This is a genomic window from Pantoea sp. X-Soil-ISGK-275 (assembly GCF_059730795.1).
Genome location: NZ_AP035976.1, coordinates 329,683 through 354,688 on the forward strand (window position 1 = coordinate 329,683; position 25,006 = coordinate 354,688).

The following is a 25,006-nucleotide window of genomic DNA, read 5'->3' on the forward strand; positions in this document are numbered from 1 at the left end:
ACATGGTGAAATTAGATAGAACAGATCATCTGATGCTGGCGCGCCAGCTCCCTACACAAACGGTTGCCCTGATCCTTGCTGGCGGGCGCGGTACGCGCCTGAAAGATCTCACCGCGAAACGCGCCAAACCTGCCGTGCACTTCGGTGGCAAGTTCCGCATCATCGACTTTGCGCTGTCCAACTGCATCAACTCGGGCATTCGGCGCATCGGCGTGATCACCCAATATCAGTCACATACGCTGGTGCAGCACATCCAGCGCGGCTGGTCGCTGTTCAACGAAGAGATGAACGAGTTTGTCGATCTGCTGCCGGCACAGCAGCGTGCCGCTACCGAACACTGGTATCGCGGCACGGCCGATGCGGTGACGCAGAACCTCGACATTATTCGCCGCTACAACGCGCAGTACATCGTGATACTCGCCGGGGATCACATCTACAAAATGGATTACTCGCGCATGTTGCTCGACCATGTCGATCGCGGCGCGAAATGCACCATCGCCTGCTTACCGGTGCCGTTGGCCGAAGCCACGGCGTTTGGGGTGATGGCGGTGGATGCCGAAAACAACGTGGTCGATTTTGTCGAAAAACCGCCGAAGCCGCCGTCAATGCCGGGTGATGACAGCCGCGCGCTGGCCAGCATGGGCATTTACGTGTTCAACGCCGATTACCTGTATCAACTGCTGGAAGAGGACCTGCAAGTGGCCGATTCCAGCCACGATTTCGGCAAAGATCTGCTGCCGAAAATCGTCGCCAGCGGCGAGGCGTATGCGCACTCCTTCACGCTCTCCTGCGTGCAGGTGGATGAAAACGCCGAGCCGTACTGGCGCGACGTCGGGACGCTGGAAGCGTACTGGCGCGCCAATCTCGATTTGGCGTCGGTTACGCCCGAGCTGGATATGTACGACCACAGCTGGCCGATACGTACCCACATGGAACCGCTGCCGCCGGCGAAATTTGTGCAGGATCGATCCGGCAGCCACGGCATGACAATGAATTCGTTGGTGTCGGGCGGCTGCATCATCTCCGGTTCGGTGGTGGTGAATTCGGTGCTGTTCCCGCGCATTCGCATCAACTCGTTTTGCAACATTGATTCCGCAGTGCTGCTGCCTGATGTGGTGGTTGGCCGATCGTGTCGTCTGCGTCGCTGCGTGATCGATCGCGCCTGCGAGCTGCCAGAAGGCATGGTCATTGGCGAAAACCCCGACGAAGACAGCCGTCGTTTTTACCGTTCTGAAGAGGGCATCGTACTGGTGACGCGCGCCATGCTGGCCAAATTGGCCGGAGGCGGTCAGTAAGTGACGAAAGATTATAGAGAAAATTGCCGCGTGGAACGTGTGCGATAACAATAGGGGTTCAGGATGCAGGTTTTACATGTCTGTTCAGAGCTTTTCCCGCTGTTGAAAACCGGCGGACTGGCTGATGTCGTCGGTGCATTACCACAGGCGCAAATAGCCGATGGTACGGATGCGCGGGTGTTGATTCCCGCCTATCCGGATCTGCGTAAAGGAATTCCTGATACTGAGGTCCTGGCGGAGTTGCAAACGTTTGCCGGACCGGTACGCTTACTTTTTGGACAATTTAACGGCGTTGGTATTTATTTAATCGATGCGCCGGGATTGTATGAACGTCCCGGCAGCCCGTATCACGATACCTCGCAGTTTGCTTACGTGGATAACTATCTGCGTTTTGCGCTGCTGGGCTGGATGGGCGCCGAGATTGCCAGCGGGTTAGATACGGATTGGCAGCCGGATATCGTGCACGCGCATGACTGGCATGCAGGCTTAACCTGCGCCTATATCGCCGCGCGCGGCCGTCCGGCAAAAACGGTGTTCACCGTGCATAATCTGGCGTATCAAGGGCTGTTTTCTGCGCGTCATCTGGATGAGATCCAGATCCCGCGCGCCTTCTTCGACATGCATGGACTGGAGTTCTTCGGGCAAATTTCTTACCTCAAGGCGGGCCTGTTTTATGCCGATCATATAACGGCGGTCAGCCCGACTTACGCGCTGGAGATCACCCGACCGGAATTTGGTTACGGCATGGAAGCGCTACTCGAGCAGCGACTGCGTGAAGGACGACTGAGCGGGATTTTGAACGGCGTCGATCCGGGCATTTGGGACCCGGCGCACGATCTGCTGCTCACCGCGCGCTACGACAGCGAAACGCTGGAGAGCAAAGCGGAGAACAAGCGCCAGCTGCAAATTGCCATGGGCCTGAAGGTGGATGATAAGGCGCCGGTGTTCTGCGTTATCAGCCGTCTGACCAAACAGAAAGGGCTGGATCTGGTGCTGGAAGCACTGCCGGGCTTGCTGGCGCAGGGCGGACAGCTGGTGCTGCTCGGTCAGGGTGATGCCGAGCTGCAGCAAGGTTTCCTGGCGGCGGCGGCCGAACATCCGGGCCGCGTTGGCGTGCAGATTGGCTATCACGAAGCCTTCTCGCACCGCATTGTCGGCGGCGCGGATGTGATTATGGTGCCGAGCCGTTTTGAGCCGTGCGGCTTAACCCAGCTGTACGGTTTGAAATATGGCACGCTGCCGCTGGTGCGTCGCACCGGTGGACTGGCGGATACGGTGCAAGACAGCTCGCTTGAGAACCTGGCGGATGGTGTTGCCAGCGGTTTCACCTTTGAAGACAGTAATGCCTGGTCGCTGCTGCGGGCGATTCGGCGCGCATTTGTTCTGTGGTCTCGTCCTGCACTCTGGCGCTACGTTCAGCGGCAGGCGATGGGGATGGATTTTAGTTGGCAGGTGGCAGCACAAGCCTACCGCGATCTTTATCAACGTTTGCTGTAATGAGAGATTGGGATACTTGATATGAATGCACCTTTCACCTATGCCTCACCCACGCTGACGGTTGATGCGCTGAAGCACTCAATCGCCTATAAGCTGATGTTTACTATTGGTAAAGATCCATCGATTGCGAATAAGCATGAGTGGCTTAACGCCGCGCTGCTGGCGGTGCGTGATCGCATGGTGGAACGCTGGTTGCGCTCCAGCCGCGCGCAGCTCTCGCAGGATGTGCGACAGGTTTATTATCTGTCGATGGAGTTCCTGATGGGGCGCACGCTCGGCAATGCGTTGCTGGCGATGGGCATTTATGAGGATCTCAATCAGGCGCTGGAGGAGATGGGCCTCGATCTCAGCGAGCTGATGGAAGAGGAGAACGATCCCGGCCTCGGCAACGGCGGTTTGGGTCGTTTAGCGGCCTGTTTCCTCGATTCGCTCGCCACGCTCGGTTTACCGGGGCGCGGTTACGGCATCCGTTACGATTACGGCATGTTTAAGCAGAATATCGTTGACGGGCAGCAGCGCGAATCGCCGGATTACTGGCTGGAGTACGGCAATCCGTGGGAGTTTCAGCGCTTTAACACGCGCTACAAAGTGCGCTTCGGTGGCCGTCTGCAACACGAAGGCGCGCGAGTGCGCTGGGTGGAAACCGAGGAGATCGTGGCGATGGCCTACGATCAAATCATTCCCGGTTTTGATACCGATGCCACCAACACGCTGCGTCTGTGGGGCGCGCAGGCCAGTAATGAAATCAACCTCGGTAAGTTTAATCAGGGCGATTACTTCGCTGCGGTAGAAGACAAAAACCACTCGGAAAACGTGTCACGCGTGCTCTATCCCGATGACTCTACCTATTCAGGCCGCGAACTGCGTCTGCGTCAGGAGTATTTCCTCGTCTCCTCGACGGTGCAGGATATTCTCAACCGTCATTGGCAGATGCATGAAACCTGGGACAATCTGCCGGACAAAATCGCCATCCACCTGAATGATACGCATCCGGTGTTGGCGATCCCGGAACTGATGCGAATACTGATCGACGAGCAGAAATTCAGCTGGGACGATGCCTTTGAAGTGACCTGTCAGGTGTTCTCCTACACTAACCACACGCTGATGACCGAAGCGCTGGAAACCTGGCCGGTGGATATGATCGGCAAGATCCTGCCGCGTCATCTCAGCATCATCTTTGAAATCAACGACTACTTCCTGAAAACCATCCAGGAATACTATCCGGATGATTGGGAGCTGTTAGCGCGCATCTCGATCATCGACGAAAACGATGGCCGCCGCATTCGTATGGCATGGCTGGCGGTGGTGGTGAGCCACAAGGTTAACGGTGTATCGGAGCTGCACTCCAACTTGATGGTGCAATCGCTGTTCGCTGACTTCGCGCGTCTGTTCCCTGGCCGTTTCTGCAATAAAACCAACGGCGTGACGCCACGTCGCTGGCTGGCGCTGGCCAATCCGGCGCTCTCCGACGTGCTGGATGAGGCGATTGGCCGCAACTGGCGTACCGATCTTGGCCAGCTTAATGAACTGACCACGCAGGTCGATTATCCGGCCTTTATCGAACAGATCGCCGACGCCAAGTTCGCCAACAAGAAACGCCTGGCGGATTGGGTGGCGAAGAACATGGATATCGTGCTTGATCCCCATGCGCTGTTCGATGTACAGATCAAGCGCATCCACGAGTACAAACGTCAGCTGCTGAACGTGCTGCACGTGATTACGCGCTACAACCGCATCAAGGCCGATCCCAACGCCGAATGGGTGCCGCGCGTCAACATCTTCGCCGGCAAAGCGGCATCGGCCTATTACGTGGCGAAGCACATCATTCACCTGATCAACGATGTCGCCAATGTGATCAACAACGATCCGCAGGTGAAGAACAAGCTGAAGGTGGTGTTCATTCCAAACTATGGCGTGAGCCTGGCGCAGATCATTATTCCGGCGGCGGATCTCTCCGAGCAGATTTCAACGGCGGGAACTGAAGCCTCAGGCACCAGTAACATGAAGTTTGCGCTGAACGGCGCGTTAACCATCGGCACACTGGATGGCGCAAACGTTGAGATGCTGGAGCATGTCGGCAAGGAGAATATCTTTATCTTCGGCAACACCACGCCGCAGGTCGAGAAGCTGCGCACCGACGGCTACAACCCTCGTAAGTATTACGAGGACGATCCCGAGCTGCATCAAGCGCTGACGCAAATCGCCAGCGGCGTGTTCAGCCCGCAGGAGCCAGGTCGTTACCGTAATCTGTTTGATGCACTGGTGAACTTCGGCGATCACTATCAGCTGCTGGCGGATTACCGTAGCTATGTGGATACGCAGGACAAGGTGGACAAGCTTTATCGTCAGCCGGACAAGTGGCAGCGCAGCGCAGCGCTGAATATCGCCAATATGGGTTATTTCTCGTCGGACCGCACCATTCAGGAGTATGCGGATGAGATCTGGCACATTTCGCCAGTGAGATTGTAAGGCGAGGGTTGCAAACCAGGTCGCCATGAATGGCGACCCTACGAAAACCGCATTGAGCCATTTGTAGGGTCGCCATTCATGAACTGCACCCCAAATGTTGGACCATAATCTGACATTGAAGGTGCAGCTCTATGACAACAAAATATCCCATCGAATTTAAACTCTCGGCCATTCACTATTTTCTTAGCGGCCATGCCGGTATTGATGGAACGGCTAAGCACTTCAGCATTGCCCCTACTAACCTCCGCCGCTGGGTTGCGCGCTATCAGCATCACGGTGAGCAGGCTTTGCTTCCCCGCGGGCACCGGCGTTATTCTTCTGACTTCAGGGTCCAGGTGGCGCATTATGCTCTGGCTCATACCGGTGAGTCATACGCTGCGGTTGCGGCGCGTTTTAATATCAGCTCACACAAAACGGTTGAATCCTGGGTCCGCCAGTACAGCCTTAAAGGTCACTATGCTTTCCCGCCCGAAAACAGCACGCGGAGAACACCAATGTCAGGCAAAGAAAAATCACCAAAACCAGTCGGGTCAATGACGCCGGAAGAGCTGCTTAAGGAGCTCGAATACCTGCGTGCCGAAAACGACTATCTGAAGGTCATGCAGGAGATTATCCTGGAAAAAAAGCGCCGGGAGCGGGAGAAAAAGCCGCAGCCGTGACGCTGCTGCGCACGCGGCATCGCCTGCCGGTGCTGCTGAGCGTATCGCGGCTGCCAAAAAGCACTTTTTTTTATCAGCTTGCCCGCCAGCAGGCAGCGGATAAGTACGCAGAGGTGAAGGCGCTTATCGTCAGGCTGTCAGAGGAGCATCGCAGTGTTTATGGCTACCGGCGCATGGGCTGCCTGCTCAGGCAGCACGGCTGGGCGCTGAGCGGGAAAACCGTGCTGAAGCTGATGTCGGCGCTGGGTCTGCAGTCGCCGGTAAGAAAGAAGAGATACCGGTCCTGTCGCGGGCCCGAGGGGCGGACAGCCGGCAACGTGCTGCAGCGCAACTTCCGGGCACAGGCACCGAACGAGAAGTGGGTAACGGACGTAACGGAGTTCAGCGTTGCGGGTGAAAAATGCTACCTGTCCCCGGTTCTGGACCTGTATAACGGCGAAATCGTGGGCTGGGAAACGGCGCGTAAGCCGCTGATGCCGATGATAAACGGTATGCTGAGCAGAGCCTTACAGCATCTGACGGGCGAGCAGCGTCCGCTTCTTCACAGCGATCAGGGCTGGCAGTATCAGATGCCGGAGTATCAGCGGCGCCTGGCGGAAAACGGGATAAAACAGAGCATGTCGCGCAGAGGAAACTGCCTGGACAACGCGGTGATGGAAAACTTCTTCGGTCATCTGAAGTCGGAAATGTTTTACCTGAAGAAATACCGTGACGTAGAGGAGCTGGAGAAGGACATCGGAGACTATATCCACTTCTGGAATACTAAGCGGATAAAAATGGGGCTGGGTGGGCTGAGTCCGGTAGCGTACAGGACTCAGCATTACGCAGCGCTTTAACTAAACGGTCCAGGTTATGGGGTTCAGTTCATTCATGGCGACCGTTCCAAAGCTTATTTCAATGTGATGCTTTTGACGATGTTATCTGCATCGCTTTGCGCCTGCTGTTGGTTATCAGCTGGCAAGGTAATCTGCAGCGTCAGCAGTTTTCCGTCCACTTTTGCCAGAATCACCGAAGACCATGAGGTCTGATTGTTGGCAGAAATCACCGTATCCAGCTGTTGTGCCGGCTGGTCTTTCAGCGTTACCGCTTTGTTAGACACCACCTGCAACTGTGGATCGCGACCGCGCTGCTGCTGTTCCAGACGCTGTGCCAGCGCATCAAGCGCTTCGTTGGTGGGATCGCCCGCAATCACGATAATCGCGCGCTGACCGGTTTCGTCGGCATAGACGTGCATGTTGGTGGATTCAGAGCCGAGCTTGCCGCTCTTGTCAGACATGCCCGCAGGCAGTGAGAAGCTCAGTTTGCCGTCCATCAGGTTAACCGTCTGGGACGACTGGCTGGCGTTCGCACCGTTGCTGTTCGCTGCCGCATCATCTTTCTTCTGGTCACATGCCGCCAGGCCGATAACCAACAGGCCAATACCCACATATTTCACTACGTTACGCATTCTTTTCCCTTTTACATGATTCCAGTCGTTTAGGTTTATAGCCTAAATAATTCAAGCGGCAGAAAGGCGGTAAGCGCGTGAACCCATGAGCTTACATGAGTAAGTGATTGGGTGAACGCGTGCAACCAACGCATCTGCCGTTTGAAGTATGACGGCTATAAAAACGGAATCGGCGGTTAAAAGCAACCGCCGGTATGTCAGGAAATCTTAGCGTAATGCGGCATTTGGTGTATGTGCAATTAGCCGAAATTGATCTGCTGCTGCGCGGAACGTTCCGCTAAGCGCTTCAGCATGGCATTCAGCAGTACGCCGTAAGCTGGGAGGAAGAAGATCATGCAGATCAGCACCTTGAAGCTGTAATCCACCAGTGCAATTTCGACCCAGTGCGCCGCCATAAACGGGTCTGGACTCTTGTAGAAGGCGATGAAAAAGAAGGCCAGCGTATCGCTGATATTACCGAGGAACATCGCTGCCGCTGGGGCAATCCACCACTGCGATAAACGGCGCAAACGGTTAAAAACGTGGACGTCGAGAATCTGTCCCAGCGCATAAGCCATAAAGCTGGCGCAGGCGATGCGTGCAACAAACAGATTCACCTCTTCCAGTGATGCCCAACCTTGCCATTCGCCCTGATAGAACACGCAGGAAACGATGTAGGAGATCACCAGCGCAGGAATCATCACCGCCAGAATAATGCGACGAGCCAGCGGCGCGCCAAAGATGCGCACGGTCAGATCGGTAGCGAGGAAAATAAACGGAAAGCTAAACGCGCCCCATGTTGTGTGGAAGCCGAAGATGGAAACCGGCAGCTGTACCAAATAGTTACTGGACGTGATCACCAGCAGATGGAAAAGCGAAAGCCAAAACAGCGCATGCATGCGCTGACGTGCAGAGAAGTTGATCATTGTAAGCCTTTTTAGTGATGGGGTGAGGGAACCCAGGTTCGTGCGTTGGCACGATGGTAAATAAAAAATCGGCGGCATCTTAACGCGTTGCGCAATTTATGCAATGGTTAATTTTAACGCAATCGTTATCGCCTTGCGTTGGCTCATTCGCGCGCTAGAATGTGCGCCCATCACTAACAACTGACAGAGAATCATGAGCGATCCCTTTTCTGCGCCAGACCATCAGCTTGATGCCCTTGGCCTGCGCTGCCCGGAGCCGGTAATGATGGTGCGTAAAACCGTGCGCAGCATGCAGGCCGGTGAAACCTTGCTGATCATTGCTGACGATCCCGCTACTACGCGCGATATTCCTGGTTTCTGCCGCTTTATGGAGCATGAGTTGCTGGCACAGCAGACCGAAAGCCTGCCGTACCAGTTTCTGATTAAAAAAGGCGCCTAACGCTGACGCAGCAAGCGCAGCGCGTTGGCTGTCACCAGTGCGGTGGCACCGGAATCCGCTAAGACCGCCAGCCACAAACCGGTGAAGCCGAGCAGCGTGGTGACCAGAAAAATCGCCTTCAATCCCAACGCCAGCGCCACGTTTTGACGAATGATGGCGCGCGTGCGCCGTGCCAGCACAAGGGTGCGCGGCAGAATCGCCAGCTGATTTTGCGTTAATGCCACATCCGCGGCTTCCAGCGCCACATCGGTGCCGCTGCCCATCGCAATGCCAATGGTGGCGGCTTTCATGGCGGGCGCATCGTTAATGCCATCGCCGACCATCGCCAATGCCTGCTGCGCGCCTAACGTCCTCACCGCCTCAACTTTATCAGCGGGCAGCAAACCCGCGCGATAATCGATGTTGAGTTCAGCCGCAATGGCGGCGGCCGCGCGTGGATTGTCGCCGGTGAGCATCACGCTATTCACGCCAAGCTTCTGCAACTCAGCCAGCGCGCGGATCGCTTCGCTGCGCAACTGGTCCTGCAACGCTAACGCGCCCAGCACCTGCTGCTCCTGCAACAGCAGCACCACGGTTTGGCCCTGCGCTTCCAATTCAGCAATCTGCTGTTGCTGTGCGTCGTCGAGATGGCTGACTTCGCGCGGCGTGAGCAGTTGATAGGTTACGCCAGCGATCGCGGCACGAATGCCGCTGCCGGCCAGGGTTTGCTGCTGTGCCGCTTGCGGAATGGTGAGCGCGCGACGCTCGGCTTCGCTGACAATCGCCCGCGCCAGCGGATGGGTGGAACCTTGTTCAACGGCGGCGGCGATACTTAGGAGATTGTCTTCCGCCATCGCGCCAAAAGGCTGGATGTGGCTGATCTGCGGTTTACCGGCGGTCAGCGTGCCGGTTTTATCGAACGCCATCATACTCACGCGACTGAGACGCTCCAGCGCCGCGCCGCCTTTGATCAGCGCGCCCTGACGCGCGGCAGCGGCCAGGCCCGAGGTGATGGCGGCAGGCGTCGAGATCACCAGCGCACACGGGCAACCAATCAGCAGCAGCGTCAACCCTTTATAAATCCACGGCAACCACTCCCCAAAGCCCAGCAGCGGCGGCAGCACCATCACCAGCAGCGCCAGCAGCATAATAGCGGGCGTATAAATGCGGCTGAAGCGATCGATAAAACGCTCAACCGGCGCACGATGGATTTCGGCTTCCTCAATCAGTTGCAGAATGCGGTCAATGGCACTTTGGCCCGGCTGGGAAATGACTTTCAACGTCACCAGACGATCAAGGCTGGTGGCGCCGGCCATGATCTGTTCGCCTGGCTCACGCGCTACCGGCAGCGATTCGCCGGTCAGCGCGCTTTCATCAAAGCTGGCGCTGGCGTGCAACAGTTCGCCATCGGCCGGTAAACGTGCGCCAGCCGCCACTTCAATCACATCGCCGGGTTGTAATACCTCTAAGCGGACGTTTTCCCGCTGCGTGTCGTTGATGCGCGTGGCGGTATCCGGGCGCAGCGCCATCAGCGCGGTGACACCACGGCGTGCACGTGCGGCGGCGTAAGCTTCCAGGCGTTCACCCAGTTGAAACAGCAGCAACACCATCGCGGCTTCAGCATGCGCGCCAATCACCAGTGCGCCAGCGGCGGCGATGGTCATCAGCATCTCAATGCTGAACGGCGAACCGCTGCGCAGCAGTTTCCAGGCACTGCGGGCAATCGGCGCTAAACCAACCAAGGTGGTGGCAATAAACAGGCGATCGCCCCAAAGCGGCGAAAACTGGCTCAGCAGCCAGCTGGCGAGCATTAGTCCGCCAAGCAGCAGCAAACCGGCATTTTCCTGCCAGCGGCTTTCAGGTTGAGGAGGCGATGGGGAATCGCTGGCGCTCAGCGTGTAGCCAGCATTTTTCACCACCTGTTCGATGGTGGCGCGGATATCGTGGTCGGCATCAACCACCAGTTTTTCACTGGCAAAAATCACGCGGGCTTGTTGTACCTGCGGCACGCGTTGCACGGCGGTTTCAATTTTACGCGCGCAGCTGGGGCAATCCATGCCAGCAATCTGCCAGCGGAATTGATGTGAGGTGAGCGCGGGCCTGTCGCTTTCGGCGTCGCTTTCGCCGCCGGGCGATCCGCTGTCGCTGTCACAGCAGCCGCAATCGCTGTCTGGTGTAACGGGCTGCGCCGCGGAGATTTTCATTGTTACGGGTTTTATGCTGCGAATTGAGCACAGCGGCTGCGGCTGACGGTGAGATTTGCCACAGCGGCAAGGGTGAGCATGTTGATGCATATAACCTCCGAAATCAGGGGCGGGCTGATGCCCGCGCCCTAATGCTACACTCTGGAGTGGACTCCAGAGTCAAGCGGAAGGTGAGGTTATCTTCAGTAGAGCCACAGTGAACGCACAATCATGAAGTGACCGGCGAAGTAGCAGGCGGCGACGATGGCGCTATCGGCGCTGAAACGTCGGCGATAATGCGAGATAAACCAGACAATATTGGCTAACAGCAGTAACGCGGCACCCACCAGCAGCGAGAAGCTGAAGTCAGTTGGACGGAAGAAGTAGTTCTCCGCCGCCATCCAGTTCATCACCAGCGTCATGCCGATCAAGGTGCATATCGGCCAGCGTAGATCTTCCAGCTTGGTCCACAGAATCCCGATAACAATCACACCAATAATCAGGAAGGTGAGAGGAATCGGCCAGAAGAAACTCATGGTCATGTGCGCAGCAAAACTGATGGTGTACAGCAGATGCGACAGGAAGAACGCGCCCAGCGCATAGAGCATCTGCTGACGCGGCAACAGCATTAACGCGTCACCCACCAGCGTGGCGACCAGACCGGCCAGAATCAAATAATCGGTGGTGTTGAAGGTTGGAGCTTGCCACGCCCAGGCAACGAGCAACAGCAAGGTGACAGGTTTAAATAGCCAGCGTTGCCATTGCGGACCGCGGTATGAAGCATCGACGTAGAGCCAGCCGGAAAAAAGTACGGCAAGGAAAGACCAAAGCATTTTTTCTCCCTTTTCTGGACGAAATGTCCGCCAGTTTGATGAATTTTCCCAAAATCACCTTCTCAGTGTAAGTTACCGCCGCCGAATGTGACAATCAGCCGACTCTGGTTGTATGCTTTGTCGTCTTTACCCGTTCCGAATTAACGCAAAGCACGAGATAAATCATGAGCAAACCACCGCTAATCTTTTTCATCGTACTGGCCATTATTGCCGTTTTGGCGACCCGTCAGTTTATTAAACAGCGCCGCGAAACGGCGGTGAACGATGCCTCGCCGGTGCGCTCGCTAAGCGTGGAAGTGAAAACCAAACGCGAATTTCCGTCACCCAATCGCCGTTCACGTCAGCGTGAAGAGATTGTGGCGGAAGAGATGAAGTATGAAGCCTGGTTCCATCCGCTGAACGGTGCCAGCGATATTAAAGTGACGGTGAACGCGAACGAGTATCACCAGATCGATAAGGGCGCGAAGGGCGAGTTGAAGATGAAGGGCACGCGTTTTGTAAGTTTTACCCCGGCCCCGTAGGGTCGCCATTTATGGCGACCTGGCCACAAACCGCACAATCATGGCGACCTGGCCACAAACCGCACGAAACTACATCTTCGGATAATGCTTTTTCTGCCACGCCAACAGTTCAAACACGCCAAAGAAGAAGATCTTCGCCTGGGTTACGCCGCTCAGTTTCGGGGCGTCTTTCGACTGGGTCGCGCGCAGCAACACCAGTTGCAGGCCGTGCATAATCACCATAAAGAACAGCGCCACGTGCACGAAATAGCGCAGCGGCGTCGGGAAAGGGTGCACCAGATTGAGCAGTAAAAAGGCCCAGACGCATATCATCAGCAAACGTCCCACATTAAGCCACATCGTGCGTCTCCTGTTGACGTTGATAAAGGCGATAAGCCACCTGACCGGCAATCTTTTCGCGATACAAATCCCAATTCGCGGGTGCTACGGGCGTGCCGTTTTCCACTTCGCTCTCGACATAAATCAGCGCTTCAGCCGCTAACCAGCCATTTTTCTCCAGCAGCGTCAACGTTTCCTGTAACAACCCTTTACGGAACGGCGGATCGACAAACACCACATCAAACGGCTCGCCCGGCTGGCTCAGCCACTGCAGCGTATTGGTTTGCACCACCTTGGCCTGCGAGGCGCGCAGCGTTTGCAGGTTCTGTGACAGCTGTTGCGCCACAGCACGCTCCAGCTCCAACAGCGTGGCTGAAGCCGCATAACGAGACAGCGCTTCCAGCCCTAACGCGCCGCTGCCGGCGAAACAATCGAGGCAGCGCGCTTCCTGAATATCCGGTGCCAGCCAGTTGAACAGGGTTTCACGTACGCGATCGGTGGTGGGGCGCAAACCTGCGCTATCCGGCACCGGTAATTTACGGCCGCGCCACTGACCGCCAATGATGCGGATCTGGCCAGCGCTGCTGCTACGGGGGGCTTTACTCATTTTGCTCACAACTCGTCATAATTTGTTGCGTAGTTTAACGGGCGTAGCGGGCAGAAGAAACGTTAAAAAAGGGTGCTGTGGTGCGCTGGCTGGAAAGTGTTAGACTACTGAGTTGGTATAGTGCGCGTAATTACCTGATTTTTACGCCGCTCACCCGCTTAAAATTGAATATTTTATCCCCTGGGAACAAGCGTGCTACCGGGAATAAGCCATCGAGGAGTAGGGTCACACAATGGCAAAAGAGAAAAAACGCGGCTTTTTTTCCTGGTTAGGCTTTGGCAAAGAAGAAGAGACGCAACAACCTGCTGAAGAGCAGCAGCAAACCACCGAGGTGGTCGCTGAGCCTGCCGTTGAAGAGAGTGCGCTCGATCGTGCCGAAGCGCAGGCTGTCGAAACCGTCGCCGTCACCGAACAGGTGGCGGAACAGCAGCAGGTTGAAGCGGAACTGATTGAAGCGCCGGTTATCGAGCCGCAGGAACCTGAACCGGTTACCGCCATCGTTGAAGACGTGCTGCCGGAAGAGATAACGCAGCCGGATGTGGCACCAATCGAAGAAGAGCCGCAGCGGGAAGAGCTGGCGCTTGATGAGCCAGAACGGGATGAAGAAGCGCCTTTAACCGATGAAGAACTGGAAGCGCTGGCGTTAGCGGAAACCTATGCGGAAGATGCCGAGCTAGCCGAAGCTACGCAGGATACCGTGAGCGATCTGCCGCTGGCCGCTGCGCCGATAATTGCGCAGGAGCAGGAACGTCCTACCAAAGAGGGCTTTTTCGCCCGTCTGAAACGCAGCCTGGTCAAAACCCGTGAAAACCTCGGTTCGGGCTTTATCAGCCTGTTCCGTGGTAAGAAAATCGATGATGATCTGTTTGAAGAGCTGGAAGAGCAGCTGCTGATTGCCGACGTTGGCGTTGAAACCACGCGCCGCATCATCACCAATCTGACACAACAGGCCAACCGCAAGCAGCTGCGCGATGCGGAAGCGCTGTATGGCCTGCTGAAAGCTGAAATGTCCGGTATTTTGGAAAAAGTGGATCAGCCGCTGGAAGTGGGTGGCAAAACGCCCTTCGTCATCCTGATGGTGGGCGTCAACGGCGTGGGTAAAACCACCACCATCGGTAAGCTGGCGCGTCAGTATCAGGCGCAGGGCAAATCGGTAATGCTGGCCGCGGGTGATACCTTCCGTGCCGCGGCCGTTGAGCAGCTGCAGGTTTGGGGCCAGCGCAACAACATTCCTGTGGTGGCGCAGCATACCGGCGCCGATTCTGCCTCAGTGATTTTTGACGCCATCCAGGCCGCCAAGTCGCGCAATGTGGATGTGCTGATCGCCGATACCGCCGGTCGCCTGCAGAACAAATCGCACCTGATGGAAGAGCTGAAGAAAATTACCCGCGTGATGAAGAAGCTGGATGAAGATGCGCCGCATGAAGTGATGCTGACGCTCGACGCCAGCACCGGGCAAAACGCCATCAGCCAGGCCAAACTGTTCCATGAAGCGGTGGGCCTGACCGGCATCACCCTGACGAAACTGGATGGCACCGCCAAAGGCGGCGTGATCTTCTCGGTTGCCGATCAGTTCGGCATTCCGATTCGTTATATCGGTGTTGGGGAAGGCATCGAGGATTTACGGCCGTTTAAGGCCGCAGACTTTATTGAGGCACTGTTTGCCCGAGAGGAATGATTGGGATGATTCGCTTTGAAGAGGTCAGTAAAGCTTACCTGGGAGGACGTCAGGCGCTGCAGGGAGTGGATTTCCATCTGCGTCCCGGCGAAATGGCGTTCCTGACCGGCCATTCCGGTGCGGGGAAAAGTACCTTACTGAAGCTGATTTGTGGCATTGAGCGCCCGAGCGCCGGGCAGATCTGGTTTAGCGGCCACGATATTTCGCGTCTGCGTCACAGCGAAGTGCCTTTCCTGCGACGTCAGATCGGCATGATTTTCCAGGATCACCATTTGTTGATGGATCGTTCGGTCTACGACAACGTGGCGATTCCGCTGATCATTTCCGGGGCCAGCGGCGAAGATATTCGTCGTCGTGTGTCGGCAGCACTGGATAAAGTCGGCCTGCTCGACAAAGCGAAAAGCTATCCGATTCAGCTCTCTGGCGGTGAACAACAGCGTGTCGGCATTGCCCGCGCGGTGGTGAACAAGCCTGCGGTGCTGCTGGCGGATGAACCTACCGGTAACCTCGACAACGCGCTGTCGGAAGACATCCTGCGCCTGTTTGAAGAGTTCAACCGCGTTGGCGTCACGGTATTAATGGCAACGCACGATGTCGGGCTGATTGCACGCCGGAATTATCGCGTGATGACGCTCAATCAGGGACGTCTGCACGGAGGCCACGATGGTCAATAAACGCAACAAGCGCGCACCTGCGCCGAAAGCGAAGCAGCCCTCTAAAAGCAAGGCGCTGAAAGGCGGCTGGCAGGAACAGTGGCGCTATGCGCTGCGCGGCACGCTGTCGGATATGTGGCGTCAGCCGCTGGCAACGCTGCTGACGGTGATGGTGATTGCCATTTCCCTGACGCTGCCAAGCGTGTGCTACATGGTGTGGAAGAACGTCAGCCAGGCGGCGACGCAGTGGTATCCCGCGCCACAGTTAACGGTGTATCTGGATAAAGCGTTGGATGACACTGCGGCGGAGAACGTTACTGCACAGCTCAAGCAGCTCGACGGCGTGGATAACGTCAATTACCTGACTCGCGAAGAAGCACTGAATGAGTTCCGTAACTGGTCTGGTTTTGGTGGTTCGATGGACATGCTGGAGCAGAATCCGCTGCCGGCGGTGGCCATCATCACGCCGAAACTCAATTTCCAGAATTCGGACACCATGGCGAATCTGCGCGATCGCGTCGCGAAAGTGCAGGGCGTTGATGAAGTGCGCATGGATGACAGCTGGTTCGCGCGTTTAGCGGCCTTAACCGGGCTGGTGGGGCAGATTGCCTCAATGATTGGCCTGCTGATGGTGGTCGCGGTGTTCCTGGTGATCGGCAACAGCGTGCGGCTCAGCATCTTTGCGCGGCGCGATACCATTAACGTGCAGAAGTTGATTGGTGCCACCGACGGCTTTATCCTGCGTCCCTTCCTGTACGGCGGTGCGCTGTTAGGATTTGGTGGCGCGGTTCTCTCGCTGCTGCTCTCCGAAGTGCTGGTGTTGCGCCTGCAATCGGTGGTGGCGCAAGTGGCAACAGTATTCGGTACCACCTTTGTGCTGGAAGGTTTTTCCTGGGATGAAGGGCTGCTGTTATTGTTGATCGCCGCCATCATCGGCTGGATTGCTGCCTGGCTAGCAACGGTACAACATTTACGCCGTTTTACGCCGCAGTAACCAAAAGCAACGTTTTTTGATATACTCTTCCTCTGCTGCCGACGACCTGGGAGCAGAGGAATCCTCCTATTTTCCCCGCCGTCATCTGTGTGTAAAATATTCACTGCTATAATTGAACTTGTGGATAACTTTGTCGTCCAAGTAGCACAGATTGCTTCTGGTTTTCTCGTGACGTTGACATAATGTAGCGTCTGCGCAAAATACCGTGCGGCAAGTCCATTGAATTTGTGAGGGTTTGAATGACCAAAGAAATGCAAACTTTAGCGATTGCTCCTCTGGGTAACCTGGAATCTTACGTCCGGGCTGCCAACAACTGGCCGGTGCTGACGGCAGAAGAGGAAAAAGCATTGGCTGAGCGGCTGCATTACCAGGGCGATCTGGATGCAGCTAAGACGCTGATCCTGTCTCACCTGCGCTTTGTTGTTCATATTGCTCGTAACTACTCCGGTTACGGCTTGCCGCAGGCAGACCTGATTCAGGAAGGTAACATCGGCCTGATGAAGGCGGTGCGTCGCTTCAACCCTGAAGTCGGCGTGCGTCTGGTGTCATTTGCCGTGCACTGGATTAAAGCAGAGATTCACGAATACGTGCTGCGTAACTGGCGTATTGTGAAAGTCGCGACCACCAAAGCTCAGCGTAAGCTGTTCTTTAACCTGCGTAAAAGCAAACAGCGTCTCGGTTGGTTCAACCAGGACGAAGTGGAAATGGTCGCACGCGAGCTGGGCGTGAGCAGCAAAGACGTGCTGGAAATGGAATCGCGCATGGCCGCGCAGGATATGACTTTCGACATGTCGTCTGATGACGAAGCAGGCGAAGGCAAATCAATGGCGCCCGTGCTGTATCTGCAGGATAAAACCTCTGACTTTGCCGATGGCATCGAAGAGGACAACTGGGATGCACATGCGGCGGACAAGCTGAGCGATGCGATGCTGAGCCTCGACGAGCGTAGTCAGGATATTATCCGCGCCCGTTGGCTGGACGATGACAACAAAACCACGCTGCAGGAGTTGGCCGACAAATACGGCGTTTCTGCAGAGCGCGTGCGTCAGTTGGAAAAGAACGCCATGAAGAAACTGCGTGTGGCGATTGAAGCCTGATAGTGATCGGGTGGCAAAACGGGGCGACTTTTAAGTCGCCCTTTTTATTGCGTGGTCGCCATGAATGGCGACCCTACGACAAACGGTGCGGTCGATCGTACCAACGTATGTCATTTCACCCAACCCTCAGCCTGCGCACGAAAACCACAAGCTTGCATAAACGCCGCACGCACGCCCTGATCGGCATCGCCGTCATCGGCAATCCACCAATCGGCTAACGCGCTGTTCTGCGCCATCGTCTCTTCCAGCAAGTATTGTCCCACACCGCGTCGACGCGTGACTTCACGCACGTTGAAATGAGTGATTTTCCCCTGCGTGCCGCTGAGGGTCAGCTGCAGCGCCGCCAGCAATCTGTCATTAAAACGCGCCGCATACAGACGCTGCGTGTCGCTGAGTTGCGCTTCCAGTTGCACAATATCGATTTCCGGCCAGACTTTAGCTAAATCGATACGATCCTGAGCGGTTAACGATGCTAAGCGCTGGATTGTCAGCTTCATACCTAATACCTGTACTAGTGCAAAGGCGATAGTGTAGCGAATTTAGACAGTCAGAGCGCTGTCACTTTTTTCTGATGAAAATAGGTCAAATGCCAGCCAGTTTGCCAGGATTGTGGAGTAAGCCATCAACGATAGCCGAAAAAGCCAGCATAACGCGCTGGTATCCTGCTGAAAAATCGGCCATAACAACCAGACGATTCTGCTGATCCACTCAGCCAATTCTGAATATGTCAGTTGATTTACAGAAGAAAGTTCCTGTTTAATAACCTGAAAAATAAAGCCTTATTACCTATAAATGCCAGAAAAGCGTGCTAACCCATTATTGCAAAATGAGTTTTCCTCTTTGACTGGCAGAAAATAAACAATCACAACAAACACGACACAACAGATGGGGAAGTTCGCATGAAAATGAGTAAAGGACGCGCATTACTGGCGGGCTGCGTTGCCCTGGCGATGAGCCATGCGGCGCTGGCAAAAGACATTAAAATTGCCATCGTCGGCGCATCAACCGGTCCGGTCGCGCAGTACGGTGACATGCAGTTTACCGGTGCCGCGCAAGCGATTAAGGACATCAATGCCAAAGGCGGCGTTAACGGTGACAAACTGGTTGGCGTGGAATATGACGATGCCTGTGACCCGAAACAAGCGGTTGCGGTTGCCAACAAAGTGGTTAACGACGGCATTAAATACGTTATCGGCCACCTGTGCTCCTCCTCTACTCAGCCTGCTTCAGACATCTATAACGACGAAGGCGTGCTGATGATCACCCCAGCCGCGACCGCGCCAGAACTGACTGCGCGTGGCTATGCTGACGTGCTGCGTACTACCGGTCTGGATTCCGATCAGGGCCCAACGGCGGCGACCTACATCCTCGACCACATCAAACCAAAACGCATCGCCGTGGTGCATGACAAGCAGCAATATGGTCAGGGTCTGGCGGAATCCGTGCAGAAAACCCTGAAAGCCAAAGGCGGCAACGTGGTGCTGTTTGAAGGTATCACCGCCGGTGATAAAGACTTCTCCACGCTGATTGCGCGCCTGAAGAAAGAGAACGTCGATTTCGTTTACTACGGCGGTTACTACCCGGAGCTGGGCCAGATTCTGCGTCAGGCAAAATCCGCAGGCCTGAATGCCGGCTTCATGGGCCCGGAAGGCGTGGGCAACGCTTCTCTGTCTAACATCGCCGGTGATGCGTCTGAAGGCCTGTTCGTAACGCTGCCGAAGCGCTACGACCAGCTGCCAGAGAACAAAGCGATTGTTGATGCGATTAAAGCCAACACCGCGTCGAACCGCAAAGATCCTACCGGTCCGTTCGTCTGGACCACCTACGCGGCGATTCAGTCGCTGGTTGCCGGTATCGAGCGCAGCAAGAGCGATGAGCCCGATGCGATTGCTAAGAACCTGAAAGCAGGTGCTGCCGTTCCAACCGTGATGGGCAACCTGAACTGGGATGAGAAAGGCGATCTGAAGGGCTTCGAATTTGGTGTCTTCAAATGGCACAAAGACGGCTCTTCTACCGCAGTTAAGTAATCCCCCCAAATTCCCTCTCCCGCGCGCGGGAGGGGGAATTATTTAGCTCCAGAGCAGGTCCTCACTATGTCCGAGCAGTTTCTCTATTTCATTCAGCAGATGTTCAACGGGGTTACCCTCGGGAGCACCTACGCGCTGATCGCCATCGGTTACACCATGGTTTACGGCATTATCGGCATGATCAACTTCGCCCACGGCGAGGTGTACATGATCGGTAGCTATGTCTCCTTTATCGTGATTGCCGCCCTGATGATGATGGGCATCGACACCTCGTGGCTGATGATCGCCGCCGGTTTCGTGATGGCGGTGATCATCTCCAGCGCCTATGGCTGGAGCATCGAACGCGTGGCGTACAAGCCGGTGCGATCGTCCAAACGCCTGATCGCGCTGATCTCCGCGATCGGTATGTCGATCTTCCTGCAGAACTACGTCAGCCTGACGCAAGGCTCGCGCGATCTCGCGCTGCCAAGCCTGATCACCGGCCAGTGGACGCTGGGCGAGAGCAACGGCTTTGCTGCCACGCTCTCCACCATGCAGCTGGTGATTTGGGTGGTGACCTTCCTGTCGATGCTGGCGCTGACGCTGTTTATCCGTTATTCGCGCATGGGCCGCGCCTGCCGCGCCTGCGCAGAAGACCTGAAAATGGCCAGCCTGCTGGGCATCAATACCGACCGCGTTATCTCTCTCACCTTTATCATTGGTGCGGCGATGGCGGCGGTGGCTGGCGTATTGCTCGGTCAATTCTACGGCTCGATTAACCCGTTCATCGGCTTTATGGCCGGGATGAAAGCCTTCACTGCCGCAGTATTGGGCGGCATCGGCAGTATTCCTGGCGCGATGATTGGCGGCCTGGTGCTGGGTATTGCGGAAGCGCTGACCTCAGCGTATCTCTCGACCGAATATAAAGATGTGGTCTCCTTCGCGCTGCTGATCGTGGTGCTGCTGGTGATGCCAACCGGGATTCTTGGCCGTCCGGAGGTGGAGAAAGTATGAAACGCCTCGGTTTGGTCAACGCCGTGATCTCCACGGTGATGTTGCTGATTCTCGCCACCTTCTTTATGGGCGTGCGCCTCGATCTGGACGGCACCAAACTGGTGGTCGCCAACGCGGGCGCGGTGCGCTGGAACTGGATTTTCATTGGTTGTGCGGTGGTATTTGTCTTCCAGCTGCTGCGTCCGCTGGTGCAGGGTAAATTCAAGCGCAGCGGCAAAGGTTTTGTCCTGCCGGGCTTTGATGGATCGACGCCAAAACAGAAGCTGTTGATGGCGCTGGTGATTGCCGCCGCGGTCATTTGGCCGTTTCTGGTCTCGCGTGGCAGCGTCGATATTGCCACGCTGACATTGATATATGTGATGCTCGGTCTTGGGCTGAACGTGGTGGTGGGTTTATCTGGTCTGCTGGTGCTGGGCTACGGCGGTTTCTATGCCATCGGCGCGTACACCTTCGCCTTGCTGAATCACTATTACGGCTTTGGTTTCTGGGAAAGCCTGCCGCTGGCCGGTTTAGTCGCCGGTGCGTTTGGCCTGATGCTCGGCTTCCCGGTGCTGCGCCTGCGCGGTGACTATCTGGCGATCGTCACGCTCGGTTTCGGTGAAATCGTGCGTATTCTGCTGCTGAACAACACCGCGATCACCGGCGGTCCGAACGGCATTGCGCAGATTCCCAAGCCAAGCCTGTTTGGTCTGGAGTTTGGCCGCCGCGTCAGCGAAGGCGGCTGGAGCACTTTCCATGACTTCTTTGGCCTGAAATACGATCCCAGCGACCGCGTGATTTTCCTTTATCTGGTGGCGCTGCTGCTGGTGGTGCTGACGCTGTTTGTTATCAACCGCTTGCTGCGTATGCCGTTGGGCCGTGCATGGGAAGCGCTGCGCGAAGATGAGATCGCCTGCCGTTCGCTCGGCCTGAGCCCGACGCGCATCAAGCTGACGGCATTTACCATCAGCGCGGTGTTCGCCGGTTTTGCAGGCACGCTGTTTGCGGCGCGTCAGGGCTTCGTCAGCCCGGAATCCTTCACTTTCGTCGAGTCGGCCTTTGTGCTGGCGATTGTGGTGTTGGGCGGCATGGGCTCGCAGCTGGCGGTGATCCTTGCGGCGATTCTGTTGGTGGTATCGCGCGAGCTGATGCGTGATTTGAACGAATACAGCATGCTGGTGCTCGGCGGTTTGATGGTGCTGATGATGATCTGGCGCCCACAAGGCCTGCTGCCGATGAAGCGTCCGCATCTGAAGTTGAAAAGCAGTAAACAAGGAGAGCAGGCATGAGTCAGCCTTTATTAGCCGTTGAAGGCCTGATGATGCGCTTCGGCGGCCTGTTAGCCGTCAACAATGTGGCGCTTGAGCTGCATCCACAGGAAATTGTTTCACTGATCGGCCCGAACGGTGCCGGTAAAACCACGGTGTTCAACTGCCTGACCGGTTTTTACAAACCGACCGGCGGCACCATCAAACTGCGCGATCAGCAGCTGCAAGGTTTGCCAGGCCAGAAGATTGCGCGCATGGGCATCGTGCGGACTTTCCAGCACGTACGTCTGTTCCGTGAAATGACGGTGATTGAAAACCTGCTGGTGGCACAACATCAGCACCTGAAAAGCGGCGTGTTCTCTGGGCTGTTCAAAACCCCGGCTTTCCGTCGCGGTGAGAGCGAAGCACTGGATCGCGCAGCCACCTGGCTGGACCGCATCGGTCTGCTGGATTTGGCGAACCGGCAGGCGGGTAACCTTGCTTATGGTCAGCAGCGTCGTCTGGAGATTGCGCGCTGCATGGTGACGCGCCCGGAAATCCTGATGCTGGATGAACCGGCGGCCGGTCTTAACCCGCGTGAAACGCACGAGCTCGATGAGCTGATCGCCGAACTGCGCGGTGAGCACAAAGTTTCCGTGCTGCTGATTGAACACGATATGAAGCTGGTGATGGGCATTTCTGACCGCATTTACGTGGTGAATCAGGGAACGCCGCTGGCTAACGGCACGCCGGAACAGGTGCGTAACAATCCGGATGTGATCCGTGCTTATTTAGGTGAGGCGTAACATGGCAAACCCGATTTTAACTTTGCAGAGTGTCAGCGCCCATTACGGTCCGATTCAGGCGCTGCACAACATTAATCTGCACATCAATCAGGGTGAGATCGTCACGCTGATCGGTGCCAACGGCGCGGGTAAAACCACGCTGCTCGGCACTTTGTGCGGCGAACCGCGCGCCACCAGCGGCACCATCACTTTTGATGGTAAAGAGATCACTGACTGGCAAACCGCGAAAATCATGCGTGAAGCGATTGCGATTGTGCCGGAAGGCCGTCGCGTGTTTTCGCGCATGACGGTGGAAGAGAACCTGGCGATGGGCGGCTTCTTTGCCACGCGTCAGCAGTATCTGGAGCGTATCGACCGCGTTTATCAGCTGTTCTCTCGCCTGGCAGAACGTAAAGCGCAGCGTGCGGGGACCATGTCCGGCGGTGAGCAGCAGATGCTGGCGATTGGTCGCGCGTTGATGAGCCAGCCGCGCTTGCTGCTGCTGGATGAGCCGTCGCTGGGTTTGGCGCCGATTATCATCCAGCAGATCTTCGACACCATTGAGCAGTTGCGTAAAGAGGGCATGACCATCTTCCTCGTCGAGCAGAACGCCAACCAGGCGCTGAAGCTGGCGGATCGGGGTTATGTGCTCGAAAACGGTCATGTAGTGCTGGAGGATAGCGGCGAAGCGTTGCTGTCCAACGAAGCGGTGCGGAGTGCTTATTTAGGCGCGTAAGTTAGTGCTCGCTGTCCCCCATCCCGGCCTTCCCCCGCAAGCGGGGGAAGGAGACGCTGCCACACGCAGCTTCAACACTGACATGTGGCAGCATCTTCCTCCCCCATTAATGGGGGAGGACCGAGGAGGGGGACAGCCTGCACGTACGAAAGAACAGCCAGCACGTACCAGCCAGCACTCCCAACCCATCTGTCACACCGCCGTCATAAACCTGTTATTAATCCGTCATTTCCCCGTGTCATGTTACGTCGCGAACTAAAAAATGCGCGCATTCGCGCGTACTTAACAGCACAGGAAAAACCTTATGTCCGCTTTTACGCTTCGTCCCCGCCTGATGAGTGTCGTACTCGGTCTGGCGCTCAGCGGTAATGCGCTGGCTGCAACTGAGATCCCTTTCTGGCACTCAATGGAAGGCGAGTTAGGCAAAGAAGTTGATTCTCTGGCACAACGTTTTAACCAGGCTCATCCCGATTACAAAATCGTTCCGACTTACAAAGGCAACTACGAGCAGAGCTTAGCGGCGGGTATCGCGGCGGTGCGCGCCGGTAAAGCGCCTGCGCTGCTGCAGGTGTATGAAGTCGGTACGGCGACCATGATGGCGTCCAAAGCTATCGTCCCGGTCAACCAGGTGTTTAAAGACGCTGGCGTGCAGATGGATCCGAAGCAGTTCGTGCCAGCCGTTGCCGGTTACTACAGCGACAGCAAAGGCCAGCTGATCTCTCAGCCGTTCAACAGTTCCACGCCGGTGCTGTACTACAACAAAGACGCGTTCAAGAAAGCCGGTTTGAACCCGGATCAGCCACCAAAAACCTGGCAGGAGCTGGCGAAAGACGCCGAAGCGCTGCGTAAAGCGGGCCTGACCTGTGGTTACGCCAGCGGCTGGCAGGGCTGGATTCAGATTGAAAACTTCAGCGCCTGGCATGCGCTGCCGGTCGCCACCAAAAACAACGGCTTTGACGGTACCGATGCGGTGCTGGAATTCAACAAGCCGGTGCAGGTGCGCCACATCGAAATGCTGGAAGCGATGAACAAGAAGGGTGATTTCACCTACTTCGGTCGCAAAGATGAATCTACCGCCAAGTTCTATAACGGCGATTGCGGCATCACCACCGCGTCTTCCGGTTCGCTGGCCGACATCAAACACTACGCCAAATTCAACTTCGGCGTGGGCATGATGCCGTACGATGAAACCGTACCGAACGCACCGCAGAACGCCATCATTGGCGGCGCGAGCCTGTGGGTGATGAAAGGCAAAGATGCCAACACCTACAAAGGCGCGGCGGAATTCATGAAGTTCCTCGCCCAGCCAGAAATCGCTGCCGAATGGCACCAGAAAACCGGTTATCTGCCGATCACCACCGCCGCGTACGAGCTGACTAAGCAACAGGGCTTCTATGACAAGAACCCAGGCGCGGACATCGCCACGCGTCAGATGCTGAACAAAGATCCGCTGCCGTTCACCAAAGGCATGCGTCTGGGCAACATGCCGCAGATTCGTACCATCGTGGACGAAGAGCTGGAAGGCGTGTGGACCGGCAAACAGGCGCCGCAAGCTGCGCTGGATAACGCTGTGAAACGCGGTAACGAACTGCTGCGCCGTTTTGAGCAGCAAGTGAAGTAACACCGTTATCTCGGGGCAGATGCCTGGCGTTCGCCCCGATTTTC

The 25,006-nt window shown here is 56.2% G+C and carries 23 protein-coding genes; 16 read left to right on the forward strand and 7 right to left on the reverse strand.

Features of this window, described 5'->3' with window-relative positions:
• Positions 1–2: 2 nt before the first annotated feature.
• The 4 genes from glgC to AC6I8A_RS01465 all read left to right on the forward strand — a co-directional run bounded on the left by glgC (position 3) and on the right by AC6I8A_RS01465 (position 6,756).
• A complete protein-coding gene (gene glgC / locus AC6I8A_RS01450) occupies positions 3–1,295 on the forward strand; it encodes a glucose-1-phosphate adenylyltransferase (RefSeq protein ID WP_256698117.1) in 1,293 nt (430 codons plus the stop codon).
• 63 nt (positions 1,296–1,358) lie between these two features.
• Positions 1,359–2,792 carry a glycogen synthase GlgA gene (gene glgA / locus AC6I8A_RS01455; RefSeq protein WP_256698118.1) on the forward strand — a complete coding sequence of 478 codons (1,434 nt, stop codon included), beginning with the start codon at positions 1,359–1,361 and terminating at the stop codon, positions 2,790–2,792.
• A 21-nt stretch (positions 2,793–2,813) separates the two neighbouring features.
• Complete coding sequence (gene glgP, locus AC6I8A_RS01460; protein ID WP_265300592.1) at positions 2,814–5,261, forward strand: glycogen phosphorylase; 2,448 nt, start codon at positions 2,814–2,816, stop codon at positions 5,259–5,261.
• A gap of 131 nt (positions 5,262–5,392) precedes the next feature.
• A protein-coding gene (locus tag AC6I8A_RS01465) for an IS3 family transposase (protein ID WP_497817907.1) occupies positions 5,393–6,756 on the forward strand; the annotation gives its coding sequence in 2 pieces (ribosomal slippage) (positions 5,393–5,888 and positions 5,888–6,756; 1,365 coding nt in all).
• A 53-nt stretch (positions 6,757–6,809) separates the two neighbouring features.
• Here AC6I8A_RS01465 and AC6I8A_RS01470 read toward each other — a convergent pair.
• Together AC6I8A_RS01470 and AC6I8A_RS01475 are read right to left on the reverse strand one after the other, a co-directional pair.
• Entirely contained in the window at positions 6,810–7,367 is a 558-nt protein-coding gene (locus AC6I8A_RS01470; RefSeq protein ID WP_497817908.1) for a DcrB family lipoprotein, read from the reverse strand.
• 239 nt (positions 7,368–7,606) lie between these two features.
• On the reverse strand, positions 7,607–8,272 hold the full coding sequence (locus AC6I8A_RS01475) for a 7-cyano-7-deazaguanine/7-aminomethyl-7-deazaguanine transporter (RefSeq protein ID WP_008109874.1): 666 nt from the start codon (positions 8,270–8,272) through the stop codon (positions 7,607–7,609).
• A gap of 193 nt (positions 8,273–8,465) precedes the next feature.
• Here AC6I8A_RS01475 and tusA point away from each other — a divergent pair, with 193 nt between their 5' ends.
• Positions 8,466–8,711 (forward strand): sulfurtransferase TusA, encoded by a 246-nt coding sequence (gene tusA, locus AC6I8A_RS01480; protein ID WP_036649974.1) that lies wholly within the window; start codon positions 8,466–8,468, stop codon positions 8,709–8,711.
• Here the strand turns inward: tusA and AC6I8A_RS01485 are convergent.
• Positions 8,708–10,984: a zinc/cadmium/mercury/lead-transporting ATPase gene (locus AC6I8A_RS01485; protein ID WP_497817909.1), complete on the reverse strand. Its 2,277-nt coding sequence runs from the start codon at positions 10,982–10,984 to the stop codon at positions 8,708–8,710. The genes tusA and AC6I8A_RS01485 overlap by 4 nt on opposite strands.
• 92 nt (positions 10,985–11,076) lie before the next feature.
• On the reverse strand, positions 11,077–11,706 hold the full coding sequence (locus AC6I8A_RS01490; protein ID WP_256698123.1) for a lysoplasmalogenase: 630 nt from the start codon (positions 11,704–11,706) through the stop codon (positions 11,077–11,079).
• A gap of 164 nt (positions 11,707–11,870) precedes the next feature.
• Here AC6I8A_RS01490 and AC6I8A_RS01495 point away from each other — a divergent pair, with 164 nt between their 5' ends.
• Positions 11,871–12,227: a DUF2500 domain-containing protein gene (locus AC6I8A_RS01495; protein ID WP_293791933.1), complete on the forward strand. Its 357-nt coding sequence runs from the start codon at positions 11,871–11,873 to the stop codon at positions 12,225–12,227.
• Between the two features lie 69 nt (positions 12,228–12,296).
• On the opposite strand, the gene AC6I8A_RS01500 is transcribed toward AC6I8A_RS01495, so the two are convergent.
• Both AC6I8A_RS01500 and rsmD read right to left on the reverse strand, forming a co-directional pair.
• The gene (locus AC6I8A_RS01500) at positions 12,297–12,566 is read right to left on the reverse strand and encodes a DUF1145 family protein (protein ID WP_256698125.1); all 270 of its coding nucleotides are present in this window, start codon (positions 12,564–12,566) and stop codon (positions 12,297–12,299) included.
• Positions 12,556–13,152 (reverse strand): 16S rRNA (guanine(966)-N(2))-methyltransferase, encoded by a 597-nt coding sequence (gene rsmD, locus AC6I8A_RS01505; RefSeq protein WP_256698126.1) that lies wholly within the window; start codon positions 13,150–13,152, stop codon positions 12,556–12,558. Before rsmD ends, AC6I8A_RS01500 begins: the two co-directional genes overlap by 11 nt.
• Positions 13,153–13,384: 232 nt before the next feature.
• Between rsmD and ftsY the strand changes: the two genes are divergently transcribed.
• The 4 genes from ftsY (at position 13,385) to rpoH (ending at position 17,574) form a co-directional block, all read left to right on the forward strand.
• A complete protein-coding gene (ftsY, locus tag AC6I8A_RS01510; protein WP_256698127.1) occupies positions 13,385–14,830 on the forward strand; it encodes a signal recognition particle-docking protein FtsY in 1,446 nt (481 codons plus the stop codon).
• Positions 14,831–14,835: 5 nt separating this feature from the next.
• Complete coding sequence (gene ftsE, locus AC6I8A_RS01515) at positions 14,836–15,504, forward strand: cell division ATP-binding protein FtsE (protein WP_008109888.1); 669 nt, start codon at positions 14,836–14,838, stop codon at positions 15,502–15,504.
• Positions 15,494–16,477 carry a permease-like cell division protein FtsX gene (ftsX, locus tag AC6I8A_RS01520; protein WP_008109891.1) on the forward strand — a complete coding sequence of 328 codons (984 nt, stop codon included), beginning with the start codon at positions 15,494–15,496 and terminating at the stop codon, positions 16,475–16,477. The genes ftsE and ftsX overlap by 11 nt, the downstream gene beginning before the upstream one ends.
• A gap of 239 nt (positions 16,478–16,716) precedes the next feature.
• Entirely contained in the window at positions 16,717–17,574 is an 858-nt protein-coding gene (gene rpoH / locus AC6I8A_RS01525; RefSeq protein WP_008109892.1) for an RNA polymerase sigma factor RpoH, read from the forward strand.
• Between the two features lie 110 nt (positions 17,575–17,684).
• Here rpoH and panM read toward each other — a convergent pair whose 3' ends face one another.
• The gene (gene panM / locus AC6I8A_RS01530) at positions 17,685–18,071 is read right to left on the reverse strand and encodes an aspartate 1-decarboxylase autocleavage activator PanM (protein WP_497817910.1); all 387 of its coding nucleotides are present in this window, start codon (positions 18,069–18,071) and stop codon (positions 17,685–17,687) included.
• A 402-nt stretch (positions 18,072–18,473) separates the two neighbouring features.
• Between panM and AC6I8A_RS01535 the strand changes: the two genes are divergently transcribed.
• The 6 genes from AC6I8A_RS01535 to ugpB all read left to right on the forward strand — a co-directional run bounded on the left by AC6I8A_RS01535 (position 18,474) and on the right by ugpB (position 24,962).
• A complete protein-coding gene (locus tag AC6I8A_RS01535) occupies positions 18,474–19,601 on the forward strand; it encodes a branched-chain amino acid ABC transporter substrate-binding protein (RefSeq protein WP_008109896.1) in 1,128 nt (375 codons plus the stop codon).
• A 66-nt stretch (positions 19,602–19,667) separates the two neighbouring features.
• Complete coding sequence (gene livH, locus AC6I8A_RS01540) at positions 19,668–20,594, forward strand: high-affinity branched-chain amino acid ABC transporter permease LivH (protein WP_008109897.1); 927 nt, start codon at positions 19,668–19,670, stop codon at positions 20,592–20,594.
• Entirely contained in the window at positions 20,591–21,862 is a 1,272-nt protein-coding gene (locus tag AC6I8A_RS01545) for a high-affinity branched-chain amino acid ABC transporter permease LivM (RefSeq protein ID WP_008109899.1), read from the forward strand. Before livH ends, AC6I8A_RS01545 begins: the two co-directional genes overlap by 4 nt.
• Positions 21,859–22,626: a high-affinity branched-chain amino acid ABC transporter ATP-binding protein LivG gene (livG, locus tag AC6I8A_RS01550; RefSeq protein WP_008109900.1), complete on the forward strand. Its 768-nt coding sequence runs from the start codon at positions 21,859–21,861 to the stop codon at positions 22,624–22,626. The genes AC6I8A_RS01545 and livG overlap by 4 nt, the downstream gene beginning before the upstream one ends.
• A gap of 1 nt (position 22,627) precedes the next feature.
• Positions 22,628–23,341, forward strand: a complete 714-nt coding sequence (gene livF, locus AC6I8A_RS01555) for a high-affinity branched-chain amino acid ABC transporter ATP-binding protein LivF (RefSeq protein WP_256698129.1) — start codon at positions 22,628–22,630, stop codon at positions 23,339–23,341.
• Between the two features lie 304 nt (positions 23,342–23,645).
• Positions 23,646–24,962: a sn-glycerol-3-phosphate ABC transporter substrate-binding protein UgpB gene (gene ugpB / locus AC6I8A_RS01560; protein ID WP_256698130.1), complete on the forward strand. Its 1,317-nt coding sequence runs from the start codon at positions 23,646–23,648 to the stop codon at positions 24,960–24,962.
• Positions 24,963–25,006: the final 44 nt, after the last annotated feature.